Origin of the sequence: Pseudonocardia kujensis (assembly GCF_021283305.1) — a bacterium.
GTDB lineage: Bacteria > Actinomycetota > Actinomycetes > Mycobacteriales > Pseudonocardiaceae > Pseudonocardia > Pseudonocardia kujensis.
In genome coordinates this window covers 1-15,516 of the sequence record NZ_JAJSOK010000036.1, presented here as the reverse complement: position 1 = coordinate 15,516, position 15,516 = coordinate 1, and the positions used below count along the sequence as shown (strand labels likewise).

Annotated in this window: 15 protein-coding genes; 11 read left to right on the top strand and 4 right to left on the bottom strand. The window is 74.9% G+C overall.

Annotation, left to right across the window (positions count from 1 at the left end):
- The first annotated feature begins 257 nt into the window (after nt 1–257).
- Nucleotides 258–635, top strand: coding sequence for a cupin domain-containing protein (locus LWC35_RS23030; protein WP_232872327.1), 378 nt, complete (start codon nt 258–260; stop codon nt 633–635).
- 21 nt (nt 636–656) lie between these two features.
- Here the strand turns inward: LWC35_RS23030 and LWC35_RS23025 are convergent, their stop codons facing one another.
- On the bottom strand, nt 657–848 hold the full coding sequence (locus LWC35_RS23025; RefSeq protein WP_232872326.1) for a hypothetical protein: 192 nt from the start codon (nt 846–848) through the stop codon (nt 657–659).
- Between the two features lie 167 nt (nt 849–1,015).
- Here LWC35_RS23025 and LWC35_RS23020 point away from each other — a divergent pair, with 167 nt between their 5' ends.
- Together LWC35_RS23020 and LWC35_RS23015 are read left to right on the top strand one after the other, a co-directional pair.
- Nucleotides 1,016–2,854, top strand: a complete 1,839-nt coding sequence (locus tag LWC35_RS23020) for a chloride channel protein (RefSeq protein WP_232872325.1) — start codon at nt 1,016–1,018, stop codon at nt 2,852–2,854.
- A complete protein-coding gene (locus LWC35_RS23015) occupies nt 2,851–3,408 on the top strand; it encodes a MarR family transcriptional regulator (RefSeq protein ID WP_232872324.1) in 558 nt (185 codons plus the stop codon). The genes LWC35_RS23020 and LWC35_RS23015 overlap by 4 nt, the downstream gene beginning before the upstream one ends.
- Nucleotides 3,409–3,506: 98 nt before the next feature.
- Here LWC35_RS23015 and LWC35_RS23010 read toward each other — a convergent pair whose 3' ends face one another.
- Nucleotides 3,507–4,556: a LacI family DNA-binding transcriptional regulator gene (locus LWC35_RS23010; RefSeq protein WP_232872323.1), complete on the bottom strand. Its 1,050-nt coding sequence runs from the start codon at nt 4,554–4,556 to the stop codon at nt 3,507–3,509.
- A 125-nt stretch (nt 4,557–4,681) separates the two neighbouring features.
- Here LWC35_RS23010 and iolG point away from each other — a divergent pair, with 125 nt between their 5' ends.
- A complete protein-coding gene (gene iolG / locus LWC35_RS23005) occupies nt 4,682–5,680 on the top strand; it encodes an inositol 2-dehydrogenase (RefSeq protein ID WP_232872322.1) in 999 nt (332 codons plus the stop codon).
- 172 nt (nt 5,681–5,852) lie between these two features.
- Here the strand turns inward: iolG and LWC35_RS23000 are convergent, their stop codons facing one another.
- Nucleotides 5,853–7,205: an MFS transporter gene (locus tag LWC35_RS23000; protein WP_232872321.1), complete on the bottom strand. Its 1,353-nt coding sequence runs from the start codon at nt 7,203–7,205 to the stop codon at nt 5,853–5,855.
- A gap of 382 nt (nt 7,206–7,587) precedes the next feature.
- On the opposite strand from LWC35_RS23000, the gene LWC35_RS22995 reads away from it, so the two are divergent.
- Entirely contained in the window at nt 7,588–8,370 is a 783-nt protein-coding gene (locus tag LWC35_RS22995; protein WP_372463083.1) for an SGNH/GDSL hydrolase family protein, read from the top strand.
- Here LWC35_RS22995 and LWC35_RS22990 read toward each other — a convergent pair.
- On the bottom strand, nt 8,340–9,089 hold the full coding sequence (locus LWC35_RS22990) for an FkbM family methyltransferase (RefSeq protein ID WP_232872319.1): 750 nt from the start codon (nt 9,087–9,089) through the stop codon (nt 8,340–8,342). The genes LWC35_RS22995 and LWC35_RS22990 overlap by 31 nt on opposite strands.
- Nucleotides 9,090–9,284: 195 nt before the next feature.
- Between LWC35_RS22990 and LWC35_RS22985 the strand changes: the two genes are divergently transcribed.
- The 6 genes from LWC35_RS22985 to proS form a co-directional block, all read left to right on the top strand.
- Nucleotides 9,285–10,631, top strand: coding sequence for an RraA family protein (locus tag LWC35_RS22985; protein WP_232872318.1), 1,347 nt, complete (start codon nt 9,285–9,287; stop codon nt 10,629–10,631).
- On the top strand, nt 10,631–12,043 hold the full coding sequence (locus LWC35_RS22980) for a TRAP transporter large permease subunit (RefSeq protein WP_232872317.1): 1,413 nt from the start codon (nt 10,631–10,633) through the stop codon (nt 12,041–12,043). Before LWC35_RS22985 ends, LWC35_RS22980 begins: the two co-directional genes overlap by 1 nt.
- A gap of 45 nt (nt 12,044–12,088) precedes the next feature.
- Nucleotides 12,089–12,379 carry a nuclear envelope integral membrane protein gene (locus LWC35_RS22975; RefSeq protein WP_232872316.1) on the top strand — a complete coding sequence of 97 codons (291 nt, stop codon included), beginning with the start codon at nt 12,089–12,091 and terminating at the stop codon, nt 12,377–12,379.
- Nucleotides 12,372–13,358, top strand: coding sequence for a cyclase family protein (locus tag LWC35_RS22970; protein ID WP_232872315.1), 987 nt, complete (start codon nt 12,372–12,374; stop codon nt 13,356–13,358). The genes LWC35_RS22975 and LWC35_RS22970 overlap by 8 nt, the downstream gene beginning before the upstream one ends.
- Nucleotides 13,359–13,420: 62 nt before the next feature.
- Nucleotides 13,421–14,197 carry an IclR family transcriptional regulator gene (locus tag LWC35_RS22965; RefSeq protein WP_232872314.1) on the top strand — a complete coding sequence of 259 codons (777 nt, stop codon included), beginning with the start codon at nt 13,421–13,423 and terminating at the stop codon, nt 14,195–14,197.
- A gap of 109 nt (nt 14,198–14,306) precedes the next feature.
- Nucleotides 14,307–15,516, top strand: a 1,210-nt coding sequence (gene proS / locus LWC35_RS22960) for a proline--tRNA ligase (RefSeq protein ID WP_232872313.1), incomplete at its 3' end; no start/stop codon positions are given.

Here is a 15,516-nt window from a genome sequence, read left to right as displayed (position 1 = left end):
GAACGTTAACCGGTGGGCAGCCTGCGGAGAAGGGCGGGCTCCTCGGGCGGGACCACCGCGACCGCCCCGGGGCTAGGCCGTGTCTCCCAACCCGCCACCACCGCTCCCGGCGCCCACGCCGTCCCCGCCGGCGTTGCCGGGCCACCCGAATACGCCCGGTATGAGGGCGGCCCGGCTGCCTTGCCGGGAACGACGTGGATCACCGGGCCCGGCGGCGCCGGATTGAGAGACACGGCCTCGGGGGGCAGAGTCGGAGCATGCCCGACGAACGAGCGACCCCGCGGGTCGTGCACGATCTGCACCCCCTCCTCGCCGACGGCGCCACGGTGCCGGCGGGGGTGGTGTGGCGGTTGGCGGAGCCGGGCCGCCAGCTCGACGCCAACGTCCTCCGCCTGGGTGCGGACCAGGTCGTCGAGACCCACACCGAGGCGGACCTCGACGTGCTCCTGGTGGTCGTGTCCGGCACCGGCACCCTCGAGGGCGCCGACGGCGCGGTCGCGCTCGCCGCAGGGACGATGCTGTGGCTGCCGCGCGGGTCCACCCGCAGGCTGCGGGCCGGCGGGCAGGGGCTCGGCTACCTCACCGTGCACCGCCGCCGCCCCGGCCTGCAGATCAAGCCGGGCCCGCCGGGGTGAGCGCGGAGGGGTCGTGGGGCGTCAGCCTCGGGTCTCCGGGTGCCTGAGCCGCGCGCAGTCCCGCTCCACGGAGGCCCACATCGCGCGGGCCGTGGGGTCGTCCGCGACCCAGTCCGCCGCCTTGCGCGCGGCCTCCGTGTCGCCGTTCTCGGCCAGCACGTGGAGTTCGACGAGCTGCTCGATCCAGTCCGTTCCCCGCCTCAGTTCTGCCATCACGCAACGATTGCGTATTCGCACGACAACTGCAGCCGCGCCGTGACGGACGACACAAGCACCGGTCTACCGTATGCGTGGGCGCAATCATTGCGCCGTGCAGCGAGCATGGTCACGATGACGCGGTGAGATCCGACGACTCCCCGCCCGGTTCCTCCGGTCCCGCCGTGTCCCCGCCCCGTCACCTCGGTGACTTCACCCTGAACCGCCGCGTCCTGGTGACCCTCGCCTGGTCGGTGCCGATCGGGGTCCTCGGGGCGGTGGCGGCGTGGGCGTTGCTGCGGTTGATCGCCCTGATCACCAACGCCGTGTTCGTCCAGCGGCTGTCCGCCGAGATGGTGTCGCCCGGGGCCGCGCCCCATCCGTGGTGGCTGGTGCTGTGCGCCCCCGTGGTCGGGGGCCTCGTCATCGGGCTGATGGCGCGCTACGGCTCGGAGAAGATCCGCGGCCACGGGATGCCCGAGGCGATCGAGGCGATCCTCATGCGCCGCAGTCGGGTCGAGCCCCGCATCGCCGTGCTCAAGCCGACCTCGGCGGCGATCAGCATCGGCTCCGGCGGGCCGTTCGGCGCCGAGGGCCCGATCATCATGACCGGCGGCGCGGTGGGCTCGATCCTGGCGCAGCACCTGCACCTCTCGGCCGACGAACGCAAGGCGCTCATGGTGTCCGGCGCGGCGGCCGGTATGGCGGCGACGTTCGACGCGCCGCTCGCCTCGGTGCTGCTCGCGGTCGAGCTGCTGCTGTTCGAGTGGCGACCGCGCAGCTTCCTCCCGGTCACCTGCGCGGTGGCCGTCGCGACGGTCCTGCGGGCCCCGCTGCTGGGTGCGGGCCCGCTCTTCCCCGTGGACCTCGGTGCCGTCCGCACCGTCCCGGTCGTCGACCTGCTCTGCGTGGGCGCGGGGGTCGTCGGCGGACTGCTCGCCGTCGCGGTGACGGCGTTGGTCTACTTCTCGGAGGACCAGTTCGCCCGGCTGCCGGTGCACTGGATGTGGTGGCCCGCGATCGGCGGGCTGATCATCGGGATCGGCGGGCTGATCGAGCCGCGGGCGCTCGGGGTCGGGTACGACGTCATCGGCGAGCTGCTCACCGGCCGCGCCACGGTGTCGCTGATCGTCGGCATCCTGCTGGTGAAGAGCCTGATGTGGGGGCTGTCGCTCGGCTCGGGCACCTCCGGCGGCGTCCTCGCCCCGGTGTTCATGATCGGCGCCGCGCTCGGCGCGGTGGAGGGGCTGGTCTTCCCCGAGGTCGCCCCGGGCTTCTGGGCGATGGTCGGGCTGGCGGCCGTGGTGGGGGGCGTCATGCGGTCCCCGCTCACCGGTGTGGTGTTCTCCCTGGAGCTGACCCACGCGTGGTCCGCGCTGCTGCCGCTGCTGATCGCCTCGGCCTCGGCCTACGGGGTGTCGGCGCTGCTGCTGCGCCGCTCGGTGCTCACCGAGAAGATCGCCCGGCGCGGCTACCACCTCTCCCGCGAGTACGACGTCGACCCGCTCGAGGTCCTGCTCGCCGACGAGGTCATGGCCGCCACGCCCGCCGTCGTCGCGCCCGACACGCCGCTGCCGCCGTCGCCCGAGCTCCTGGCCGCCACGCTCGCCCGGCAGGAGGTCGACGGGGGCTCGCGGGCCGCGGGCGGCGGCCCGCCGCTGCAGCGGCTCTACCCCGTGGTCGACGACGACGGCCGGCTCCGCGGTGCGGTGACCCGGCAGACCCTTGTGGCACCCGGCGGGGCCTGCTCGGTGGGCGACGTGCTGATCGAGGACCCGGTGGTGGTGCACGCCGACGACACCCTGCGCGAGATCGCGTCCCGGTTCGCACGCCACGGGATCACCGCCGCACCGGTCGTCGACCGCGCGGACCCGGCGCGACTGGTCGGGCTGGTCACCGTCGACCACCTCCTCGACGGCCGGCTGCGCGACCTCGCGGAGGAGCACGACCGCGAGCGCCCGCTGGGCCTGCGCTCCTGGCGCCCCGGACGCCGGCGGGACGGGTACGCGACACTACGGCCATGACCGACGCCGCCGCCGTCCCCGACCCGCCCACGCGCGACCAGGTCGACGCGGTGATGCGGACGGCCCGGGTGCTGGTGGGCGTGACGGCGCGCTCGTTCGCGGCGATCGAGGACCGCGTCACCCTGCCGCAGCTGCGGATCATGGTCATGATCGCCAGCCGCGGGCCGCTGAACCTGGGGAGCATCGCCGCGAGCCTGGACGTGCACCCGTCCAACGCCAGCCGGGCCTGCGACCGCCTGGCCGCCGCCGGCCTGCTCGACCGCCGCGACGACCCCGCCGACCGGCGCAACCTGCTCCTGCAGCTGACCGAGGCCGGCGCGCGGCTGGTCGACGAGGTCACCGCGCAGCGCCGGGAGGCCATCCACGACACGCTCGAGAAGATGCCGGTGAGCCGGCGCCGGGGGCTGGTGGCCGCGCTCAGCGCCTTCGCCGACGCGGCCGGCGAGCCCGCGGAGGCCGCGTGGAGCCTGGGCTGGACCACCGAGAACCCCGTGCGGTCCCTGCCGCTGCGCGACCCCGACCCGGACGCCGCAGAGGCCGACGGAGCCCGGTAGGCCGCCGAGGGCGGGGAGTGCGTCCCGGTGGCGGTCGACGCCGCGCGGTCCGCCGACCCTCGACCCCACGCTCAGCGCGCCGGACTCGACCCTCGGGGTCAGGGTCTGACCGGCCGGTCCGTCCGGCGGGGCCGGGTGGCGGGTGCCGGCCCGGTCGTGCCCCGCTCCACGAGCCGGGGGGCGAGGGTGAGGTCGCGCGGCGGTGCGTCGCCGTCGCCCTCGAGCCGCGCGACGACCGCCTCGACGGCGAGGCGGGCCATCTCCGGGGCGTCCTGGGCGACCGTCGTGAGGTCGACGTGGGTGAGGCGCGCGAGCCGCGAGTCGTCGTAGCCCATCACGGAGATCTCCGCCGGCACCGCGACGCCCGCGCGGCGCAGGGTGTCGAGGACGCCGACCGCGCACCGGTCGTTGCCGGCGAACACCGCGGTGACCTCGCCCGGGTCGTCGAGGAGGGCACGGGCGGCCTGCACCCCGGACTCCTCGGTGTGGTCGCCCGGCACGACGTCGGGGGCGAGACCGTGGCGGCGCACGGCCGAGCGGTAGCCGCGGCGCCGCTCGGCGGCCCCGGGATGGCGCCCGCCGTCGACGTGCCGGACGTGGCGGTGGCCGAGGCCCACGAGCAGGTCCACCGCCGCGGCGGCACCGCGGGTGTCGGCTGCCCGGACGGCGTCGACGCCCTCGCCGCGCCGGCCCACGAGGGTGACCGGCAGCCGGCCCGCGAGCTCCCGGAGCCCGGCGGCCTCGGCCTCGGTGGCGATCAGCAGCAGCCCCTCGCACCGCGAGCGGATCAGTCCCTCGACGACGCGGTGCTCGGGGTGCGACGGCACCCGGGCGCCCAGGACGAGCTCGTAGCCGTGGTGCTCCGCAGCCGGGTAGACGGACTCGAGGAGATCGGCGTGGAAGGGGTCGCCGGCGTCGAACACCACCCCGAGCACCCGGGACCGGTGCTCGCGCAGCAGCCTGGCCGCGGGGTCGGGGCGGTAGCCCAGCTCCTCCGCGGCGCGCAGCACCGCGGCGCGCGAGGCCGCGCCGGGGCCGGGGGCACCGCGGATCACCAGGGAGGCCAGCGACTTGGAGACGCCGGCCCGTGCCGCGACCTCGACGAGCGTGGCCCGGCGCGGGCCGGCCGGGCCGTCGGGGGCGGTCACGGCGGCATCGTAGCCCGGCTTGGACCGTTCCAACGAGACCCTTGACGCGCACCGGCGCGGCCCCCACACTCCCACCCGGCGCTTGGACCGTTCCAAGTCGTCTCCCCTCGGCGAAGGAGCAGGGCATGGTGCGGGTCGGTGTGATCGGCTGCGGCCGGATCGGCAGGGTGCACGCGGACGCGATCGCGGTGCACCCCCGCGCGGAGCTCGCCGCGGTGTACGACCCGGTCGAGCAGGCCGCCCGCGAGGTGGGCACGCAGTTCGGCGCCGCCTGGGGGACGGAGGTCGACGCCGTCCTCACGGACCCGGCGATCGACGCGGTCGTGGTCGCCTCGCCCACCCCCACGCACGTCGACCTGCTCACGCAGGCCGTGCGGAGGGGCAAGGCGGTGCTGTGCGAGAAGCCGATCGACCTCGACCTCGCCCGGGTCGACGCGTGCCGGGCCGAGATCGGCGCGCTGACCGAGCGGGTCATGGTGGGCTTCAACCGCCGCTTCGACCCGTCGTTCCGCGACATCCGCACGCGGGTGGCGGCGGGGGAGATCGGCGGCCTCGAGCAGCTCGTGATCATCAGCCGGGACCCGTCGCCGCCGCCCGCGGGTTACGTCGCCACCTCGGGCGGGCTGTTCCGGGACATGACGATCCACGACTTCGACATGGCGCGCTTCTTCCTGGGCGAGGTCGTGGAGGTCACGGCCACCGGGTCGACCCTGGTCTCCGAGGAGATCGCCGCCACGGGGGACATCGACGGCGCCGTCGTGGTGCTGCGGGGCGCGAGCGGTGCGCTGTGCTCGATCACGAACTCGCGCCGCTGCGCCTTCGGGTACGACCAGCGGCTGGAGGCCTTCGGCGCGCTGGGCATGCTCACCGCGGCCAACCAGCTCCCCACCAGCGTCCGCTTCTCCGGCGCGACGCGGACCGAGGTCGCCGCGCCCTACCACAACTTCTTCCTCGACCGGTACACCCCGGCCTACCGCGCCGAGATGGACCACTTCGTGACGGCCGTCGAGACGGGCTCGGTGCCCTCGCCGGGGTTCGGCGACGGCCGGGCGGCGCTGGTACTGGCCGAGGCGGCGAACGAGAGCCTGCGCACCGGGTCGACCGTGAAGGTCGTCGAGGGATGACCGTCCGCCGGGGGGATGCTGTCCACGGCCGGGTCCGGGGCGGCAACGCCGGCGCGCTCTGCGGCCTGCCGCTGCTCCCGGGGACCGGGTACGACCTGGGCCGAGGACGGGGAGGACCACGGACCGCACGAGGCCCGGGCCGGGTGGACCGGGGCCTCGTCGCGGGTGCGTCTCACTCGGCGGTGAGGGAGGTGTCGCGGGTCTCCGGGAGGACCCACAGGCACCCGACGGAGATCAGCAGCAGCGCCGCCGTGCAGACGCCGAGGGCGATCGGGCCCCAGCCGGAGGCGACGAGCGGGGCGGCGGCCACCAGGATGCCCGCGCCCCCGGCGACCCCGCCGAGGTTGTAGCTCAGGCCGGCGCCGGTGTAGCGGTGCCGGGTGGAGAACATCTCGGGCAGGTAGGCGCCGAGCGGACCGTAGGCCAGGCCGATGAGGCCGAGGAGGACGACGATCCCGGTGCCGATCGCGACGGGCGAGCGGGTGTCGAGCAGCGGGAAGAGCACCAGCGACCACACGGCCAACGCGATGCATCCCGCCAGGACGAGCGGGCGCCGTCCGAACCGGTCGGACAGGACGGCGGCGCCGGCGGTGATCGCGACCGTGGCGACCGAGCCGACGATGTCGATCACGAGGATGCCCGCCGTGCTCATCCCGAGGGTCTTCGTCGCGTAGCTCGTCAGGAAGACGGAGGCGATGGACATGGCGGCGAACACCCCGGTGGTCAGGCCGGTCGCCAGCAGCATCGTCCGGGGCTGGCGCCGCCACACCTCGAGGAACGGCACGGCGCGGCGCCGGGGTGCACGGGCGGCGGCGCTGAAGACGGGCGTCTCCTCGGTGTGCAGCCGCACGTACAGCCCGACCCCGATCAGCAGCGCGCTGAGCACGAACGGCACCCGCCAGCCCCAGCTGAGGAACGCTGCGCTCGTCTCGCCGACCCCGAGGTCGACGGCGAGGAAGGTGGCGGCGGCGAGCGCGAACGCGACGGTCGCGCCGACCTGCGGGTAGAGGGCGAAGCGGCCGCGTCGCCCGTCCGGGGCGTTCTCGGACGCGAACAGGGCGGCCCCGGCCCATTCCCCGCCGACGGCCAGGCCCTGCAGGGCGCGGAGGGCGACCAGCAGGATCGGGGCGGCGATGCCGATGGTCGCCGCGCCGGGCATCAGCCCGACGGCGACGGTGCACAGGCCCATCATCATCAGCGTGACGATCAGCGTCCGCTTGCGGCCGAGCCGGTCGCCGATGTGACCGAACAGGACGGACCCCACGGGCCGGAACACGAACACCACGGCGAAGGTCCCGAACGCCGCGAGGGCGCCGACGACTCCGCTCGTGTCCGGGAAGAACACCTTGGGGAAGACGAGCGCGGCGGCGGTGCCGTAGATGAAGTAGTCGTAGTACTCGATCGTGGTGCCGGCCATGCTGGCGAGGTTGATCCGGCGGATCGCCCGGCGGTCGGGCGGCGGTCCGGCGGCGGGGGCCGGGCCGGACGTCGGGGCAGGCGACGGGGTGCGGACGGCGGTGGTCATGGTTCCCTCTTCCGGTCGGTGTGGTGCGGTGATCCAGAGGGTCGTCCGGTGAGGACGCCGCCGGGATCGACCGGCCGACCGGGCCCCGGGGGGATCCCGGGCTCGGGTGATCGGGGGACGTGCCCGTCCGCCGGGGGATCAGCCGAAGCTCGACTCCCGCCCCGCCTCCGGGCGTACGCCGTTGCCCGACGGGCCGTCGGCGTCGTCGACCGAGCCGCCGGCCGACCGCTTCGCGGCCCACTCGGCCTGCCGGTAGGAAGCCTGGCGGGGCGCGGTCGCCCGCTCGGTACTCGCGATGCTGACCGGCTCCGACCCTACTTGACGAACGTTCGCTCAGCGAGGCCCTCGGGGGCCGCGGCTCGTCGTGGGGACAATGGGGCCCGTGCGGTACGTGGCGATCGGGGACAGCTTCACGGAGGGCGTCGGGGACGAGCAGCCCGACGGGTCGACCAGGGGATGGGCCGACCGGGTGGCCGCGGGGCTCGCGGCGACCCGGCCGGAGGGCATTCACTACGCCAACCTCGCCGTCCGCGGGCGGCTGCTCGAACCGATCGTCACCGAGCAGCTCGACGCAGCCCTGGCGCTCGACCCCGCGCCCACGCTGATGACCCTCAACGGCGGCGGCAACGACATGCTCCGCCCGCGCGCCGACGTCGACCGGCTGGCCGCGCTGCTGGAGCGGGCCGTGCGGCGGTGCGCCGAGGCCGGCGTCCGGCTCGTCCTGCTCAGCGGCGCCGACCCCTCCTCGCAGCTCCCGTTCGGGCGGGCCGTGCACACCCGGGCGGAGCTCCTCACCACCCGCGTGGCGGAGATGGCCGCGCGGTACGGCGTCGAGCTCGTCGACGTCTTCCACGACGCCGAGATCCGCAGGCCCGGGTACTGGTCGCCGGACCGGCTCCACCTCGACGCGGAGGGACACCGGCGCGTCGCCGCGCTGGTCCTCGCAGCGCTCGGCGAGGGCGCGGCGGTGCAGGAGGTGCGCACCGACTCCCCCCGCCACCGCCGGCTGACGGCGGAGCTGCGGTACTACCGCGAGCACGTCCTGCCCTGGATCGGGCGGCGCCTGCGCGGTAGGTCCTCCGGCGACGGCCGCACGGGCAAGTACGTCGACTGGGTCCCGGTCCCGCCGCCGCGTCAGGAGGCCGGCGCGGACAGCCGCGCGTAGACGTCGCCGGAGCGGCCGAGCGGGCGGTGCCGCTCGAGCAGTCGCACCAGCTCCCCGGCCGTGAGCCAGCGGTCGCTCGCGAACCGCAGGGTCTCGACGGGGGAGTAGTTGTACGTGTAGGGCCCGAGGCGGGACACGAGCTCGAGCGCGGCCAGGGCGCCGTCGTGCGCGGGCGGCAGGTACTCGAACGACAGCGCCTGCAGCGGGGTGTGCAGCCCGGTCAGCACCTCGACCTCGAAGCCCTCGACGTCGATCTTGCAGAAGGCCGGGACGCCGTACGTCTCCACGAGGTCGTCGAGGGTCACGACGTCGACCTCGACCTCGTGGTCCCACCGCACCCGGGAGAAGCCGTCGTCGCCGGAGACGGTGCGGATCCAGTCCGCCGACATCGACGACACCGTCGGCGTGCGGCGCGAGACCCCGATCCGCGCCCTCCCGGACCGGGCGCCGACGGCGCCGGGCAGGACCGTCACCCCGGGATCGCGGCCGAAGAACAGCCGGAGCACCCGCACGCAGTCCGGTTGCGGCTCGACCGCGACCACCCGGGCCCCGATCCGCCGCCACGCCCGCACCCGGCTGCCCACGTGCGCGCCGACGTCGAGCGCGAGGTCGCCGGGCCCGAGGAACTGCCCGTAGAACCGCACCATCCGCCGGTGCCGGCCGGGGATGCCGTGGTACATCGCCAGGGACCGGCCCATTCCCCACGCTCGCGCCAGCATCGGCCGACCGTACCCTGCCCGCCCGTCCCTGATGCCGCTTTCGTCCTGGCCCCGGCGGCCCCACCACCGCGCTGCCCGCCTGGCACGAGTGGCGATCTCCTGCGGTGACCCGGCCTTGACGAGCTTCCCAACCCGTGGCAATACTCCTCATGCAACGAGAAGACTTACCACTGTGTGGAACTGCAAGGAGGCAGCGTGCGGGCATCGGTTCTGGGGCTGGGAGAGGCCGGGTCGCTGTACGCGACCGGCCTGGTCGCGCAGGGATGGGTCGTCACCGGCTACGACCCGGCGGACAACGCCACCCCGCAGGGCGTGACCCGGGCGGCGAGGCCCGAGGACGCCGTGCGGGGCGCCGAGGTGGTGTTCAGCCTGGTCGGCGGGAAGGGGGCGGAGGCTGCGGCGGACTCGGTGGCCGGCCACCTCGAGCCGGGCGCGCTCTACGCCGACATGAACGCGGCCGACCCGGCGGTGAAGGTCCGGATCGCGGCCGCGGTGGGTGGGTCCCGCTTCGTCGACGTCTCGGTGATCGGCTCGGTCCCGACGCACGGATCGGCGACCGGCGTGGTCGTCAGCGGCGCGGGGTCCGCCGCGGCGGCGCGGGTGTTCGCCGCGCTCGGCGCTCCCGTCGAGGACATCGCGGGCGCACCGGGCGACGCGTCGGCGCGCAAGCTGCTGCGCAGCTCGTTCATGAAGGGCCTCGGCGCGCTGGTCGTCGAGGCGGTGTCGGCCGGGCGCGCGGCCGGCGCCGAGGAGTGGGTGCGGGCGCAGATCGCGGCCGAGCTCTCCGGCGCCGAGGCCGCGGTCGACCGGCTGCACGACGGCACGCTCAAGCACGCCGCCCGTCGGGCGATCGAGTCCGACGCCGCCGCCGCGCTGCTCGACTCGATCGGGGTCCGGCCGGTGATGACGCGGGCGGCGGCCGAGCTCCACCGCGACCGCGCCGACGCCGCGCTGGCGCCGACCGAGGACCTGCTCGCCGCCTTCGAGGGGCTGGCCGTGGCGAACATCGGCGACGCACGGGACCGTATGGGCATGCTCGACGGCGGGATCCACGCCCTCTGGAAGGGTGCGCGGGGGGTCGGCCGCGCCCGCACCGTGTGGGTGCGCAGCGGCGACAACCAGGCGCTGCACCGCGCCATCGCCGTCTCCCGGCCGGGCGACGTGCTCGTGGTCAACGGCCAGCGCGACACCACCCGCGCCCTGCTCGGCGAGCTGATGGCCGAGCGGGCCAAGCGCCGCGGGGTGCTGGGGATCGTCGTCGACGGCGCGCTGCGTGACGTCGGCGAGCTGGAGAAGATCGGCTTCGCCGCGTGGGCCCGCGCGGTCACCCCGGCCGGCCCGTACAAGAACGGCCCGGGGCAGGTCGACGTGCCGGTCGCGGTCGGCGGGGTCGTGGTGCGACCCGGTGACCTCGTCGTCGGTGACGACGACGGCGTGATCGTCGTCCCCGCCGCCGAGGCCGCCGCCAGCCTGCTGGGGGGCCGTGCCGTGGAGGCCGACGAGGCGCAGCGCCGCGCCGCGATCCTCGCCGGGACCGCGTGATGACGGGGGTGTGGGCGCTCGTCGCGTTCGTGGGCGTGATCATCGTCTGGAACGCGGTCGCCAAGCGGAACATCGGCGAGGCGATGATCCTCGGGTTCGCCGCGGTCTGTGTGTTCGCGCTGGTCGCGGACGGTGCCTCGGCCTGGGGATCGATCGGCGAGGCCCTCCTCGACGCGATGCAGGAGGAGGTCACGTTCGCCGGGCTGGCGTTCGTGTTCATGTCCTACGTGCTGACGAAGACTCCGGTGCTGGACAAGCTGATCGACCTGCTCAACTCCGTACTCGGTCGGCTGCGGGGCGGTCCCGTGTACACCGCCACCGTGGCGGGCGGGATCTTCGGCGCGATCGCGCACGTCGGCGCGGCGGTGACCGCGGCCGTCGGGTCGGTGACCGTGCCGTGGATGAAGCGCTCCGGGGTCAGGCCCGAGCTGGCCGCGACGGTCGTCGCGGGTGGTGCGGGGATGGGCGTGAGCTTCCCCTTCTCCGCGACCATGTTCATCCTGGTCGGCGGGCTCGCCGCCCAGGGCGTCATGCAGCCGGACGAGATCGTCGAGCCGCTCGCGTTGGCCGGCCTGTGGTGCCTGGGCTACCGGATCGTGCTGGCCTTCTTCCTGGTGCGCCGCAACGGGATCGAGCCGATCGCCGCGCAGGACCGGATCCCGTTCGGGCGCAGCCTGCGCTCCGGCTGGACCTCCCTGCTGCTGTTCGTGCCGATCCTCGTGCCGTTGCTCCTGACCCGCGGACCGGTCGCCGAGGCGCTCGGCACGTACTCCGGCGTCGGCGAGGCGTTGAAGAAGCCCGTCGAGCTGGCGGACGGCACCACCCTGCCCGCCCAGCCCTACGCGATGCCGGACGTGATCAGTCTGATCACCTGGATCCCGGTCCTGATGATCGCGCTGGTGCTCTTCCTCGGTCGCAAGCACCTGCCGCGCACCACCTCCGGCTGGTGGTCGACGATCGGGAAGGCCGCACCGTCCTTCGGGGTCATCGGCATCACCATCGTGGCCGCGTTCTCCGCGTCGAACGTCCTGGCCGACCTGGGCCTCGCGGGCCAGCTGGAGGCCGTGCTCGCCGGGCTCTCCGCGCCGGCCTGGATCATGGCGATCGCGATCGGCGTCGTCATCGTGGCGATCGCGATCCCCCTCACCGCGAGCGCGACCATGGCCGCGGTCGGCCCGGTCGCCGTCGTCGCCCTGGCCGGGGCCGGCGTCGCGGCACCCGTCGCGGCCGCGGCCGTGCTGATCTTCGCCTCCACCGAGGGTGCGTCCCCGCCGTCGGGTGCGCCGATCTACGTCGCCGCCGGCATCGCCCGGGTCGACCCGGTGAAGACCTTCCTGCCCCTGCTCAAGTACTACTGCCTGCCGATCCTCGCCCTCGGCGTGTTGATCGCCGTCGGCGCCCTGCCCGTCTGACCGGCCGCCCGACCCTGCCCCACCTGAAGACGAGGAGCCCGCCCCATGAGTTCGACGATGAGCCCACCGGCCCCCGCCCCGGCCGGGGCCACCCGGATCACCACCTTCCTGTTCGCCCTGTCCGTCGTGTTCTTCCTGCTCGCCGGTCTGGCGATCGTGGTCGGCCAGGTCGTGACCCTCGCCGCCGGCGACGCCACCGCGGCGCGGCAGTGGGCATCCGCCGTGGCCCCCTACGCGTTCGGCGGCGCCTCGGTCTCGGGCTTGCTGTCCTTCGCGCTGTCCTACCGCAACGGTCCGGACGGGCACGGCGAGCCGGAGGACGCCGAGGATGACTGACGCCGTCGGCACGCGGATGGACGTGCCCACCTACGCCGAGCTGCGTGGGCACCTCCCGCCGGGCTCCAGCTGGGGCGTCTTCCGCGAGGACCCCGAGCGCGGCACCGCCAACTTCGCGGGCCCCGCGCAGGTGCTCGACGGCGTCGCGGTCGTCACCCGGGGCGCCGTCTTCTCCCTCGACCACGCCCTCGACGCCTTCGACCCGCCCATGGCCCGCGCCCGCTCGGCGCCACGCCACGAGCTCCTCGCCGCGCACGCGGAGGCGCGCGACGACGTCCTCCACGGCTTCTACCTGCAGGCCACCTCCCAGGTCGACGGGCTGCGGCACCGGCGCGCCTCCGGGCACGGCTTCTACAACGGCGTCCCCGACGCGGACATCCGCGTCGGCCACCCCGCCCTCGGCGTGCAGCGGTGGGCCGAGAAGCCCGTCGTCGGGCGCGGGGTGCTGGTCGACGTCGAGGGGTTCCTCGCCGCCGAGGGCACCCCGCTGGACCACCGCGGTGGACCCGCGCTGGACGTGGACGTCCTGGACCGCGCGCTCGACGCCCAGGGCGAGCGGGTGCGCCCGGGGGACGTCGTGCTCGTGCACACCGGCTGGGCGCGCTGGTTCCTCGACGCCGGCGCCGACCTGCGGGCCGAGGTCCGCGACGCCCGCCGCGCCACCGGCTTCCGGCAGACCCTCGACCTGCCCGAGTGGCTGTGGGACCACCAGGTGGCCCTGTTCGCGACCGACACCTTCGCCGTCGAGGTCCTGCCCGTCGCCGCCGACACGTATGTGGAGAGCGCCCCCGAGGACGCCGGGATGATGCACCAGGAGCTGATCGCCAAGCTCGGCGTCCCGCTCGGCGAGCTGTGGAACCTCACCGACCTCGTCGCCGACAGCAGGATCCACGGCCGGTGGGACGCCCTGGTCGTCGTCAAGCCGCTGCACCTCGTCGGCGGGGTCGGCTCGCCGCCCAACGCGACCGCGCTGCGGTGAGGACGGGCTGCGGTGGGAACGGGAGGCCTCACCACTGTGTGGAAGGATGACGACCGGCCGAGGTGAGGGGGACCGGGACGGTGGAGCAGGCGAAGCCCGCGACGAGCATGCGGTCGCTCGAGCGTGCCCTCGACGTGCTCGAGGTCCTCGACGCCGGCCACCACGCGTTGCGCCTGAGCGAGATCGCCCGGCGGGCCGGGCTGCCCGTCGCCACGACCCAGCGAATCCTCGGTGTGCTCGAGGCCCGCGGCCGGGTCGAACGGGACGCCAACGGCTACCGCCCCGGCGTCGGGCTGATCTTCGGCGCGCACGCCTACCTCACCAGCAGCCCGCTGGTCGGCGCCGCGCGGCCGGTCCTGCAGGACCTGGCCGGCGCCACCGGGCTGACCGCCTCGCTGTTCAAGCGTCTCGGCTGGTCGCGGGTGGTGCTCGCGCGCGTCGCGGGGGACGCACCGCTGCGCTACGAACTGCCCATCGGCGAGCGCCTGCCCCTGCACCTCGGCGCCGGTAAGGCGCTCGCCGCCCACATGGAGCCCGCGGAGCTCGAGGAGTTCCTGGCCCAGCTCGGCGACCACACGCTCGCCAACGGGACGACCGTCGACCGGGACGACTTCGTCGCCGAACTCCGGAGCATCCGCGAGCGCGGCTACTCCCAGGCGCGGGGGGAGCGCGAGCCCGGCATGGCCTCGGTCGCCGCCCCCGTGCTCGACGCGGAGGGCGCCGCCACCGCCGCCGTCCAGGTGACCGGGGCGCTGGCCGACATCCCCGCCGAGCGCGTGCCCGAACTGGGCCTCGAGCTGCAGCGCGCGGCGCTCGCGATCTCCCGCCGCGCGTACTGAGCCGACCTCCGCGGCCGGCATAACCGGTTGCCCGGCCCGGCTAGCGTTCCCGCTGTCAGCTCATGATTCCCGGTGTGCCCCGGGCACGCCCGCAGCGGAAGACCGGAACGTGGCCAAGGCAGTGCTCACCCCGCAGGCGGCGAACTTCCCCGCCTGGTACCAGGACGTCGTCGCTCGCGCCGAACTGGCCGAGACCGGCCCGGTGCGCGGGAGCATGGTCGTCCGACCGTGGGGCTACGCGATCTGGGAGCTCATGCAGGCCGACATGGACCGGCGGATCAAGGCGACCGGTGCCGTGAACGCGGCGTTCCCGATGTTCATCCCGATGAGCTTCCTCGAGAAGGAGCAGGAGCACGTCGACGGCTTCTCCCCGGAGCTGGCCGTGGTGACCCACGGCGGCGGGGAGGAGCTCGCCGAGCCGCTGGCCGTGCGCCCCACCTCCGAGACGGTCGTCAACCACTACTTCGCCCGGTGGGTCCAGTCCCACCGGGACCTGCCGCTGATGCTCAACCTCTGGAACAGCGTGGTGCGCTGGGAGCTGCGGCCGCGACTGTTCCTGCGCACCACCGAGTTCCTGTGGCAGGAGGGGCACACCGCCCACGCCACCCGCGAGGAGGCGGACGAGGAGACCCGGCGCATGCTCGAGGTCTACCGGCGGTTCATGGAGGAGACGCTGGCGATCTCGGTGGTGACCGGCGAGAAGTCGCCGGGCGAGCGGTTCGCCGGGGCCGAGCACACCTACACCTGCGAGGCGCTGATGCGCGACGGCAAGGCGCTGCAGATGGGCACCAGCCACGACCTGGGCCACAACTTCGCCCGCGCCTTCGACATCCGGTACTCCGACGCCGCCGGGGAACGCCGCTCCGCCGCCACCACCTCGTGGGGCACGTCGACCCGGATGGTCGGCGGGGTGATCATGGTCCACGGCGACGACCACGGGCTGCGCCTGCCCCCGGCGATCGCGCCCCACCAGGTGGTGGTCCTGCAGCTCGACGCGGGGACCGAGGGCGCCGCGGCGGCCGCGCGTCTCGCGGCGGAGCTGCGCGCCGCGGGCGTCCGAGCGCATGTCGACGACCGGACCCACACGTCGTTCGGGCGCCGCTCGGTGGAGTGGGAGATCAAGGGCGTGCCGGTGCGGATCGAGCTCGGCGCGCGGGAGCTGGCGTCCGGGCAGGCCACGCTGGTCCGCCGGGACGACCGCAGCAAGAGCGCGGCCCCGCTCGCCGGCGCCGCGCGCGTCGCCGCGGGCCTGCTCGACGAGATCCAGCAGGCGCTGCTCGCGCAGTCACGCACCTTCCGCGAGGAGCACACCCACCCCG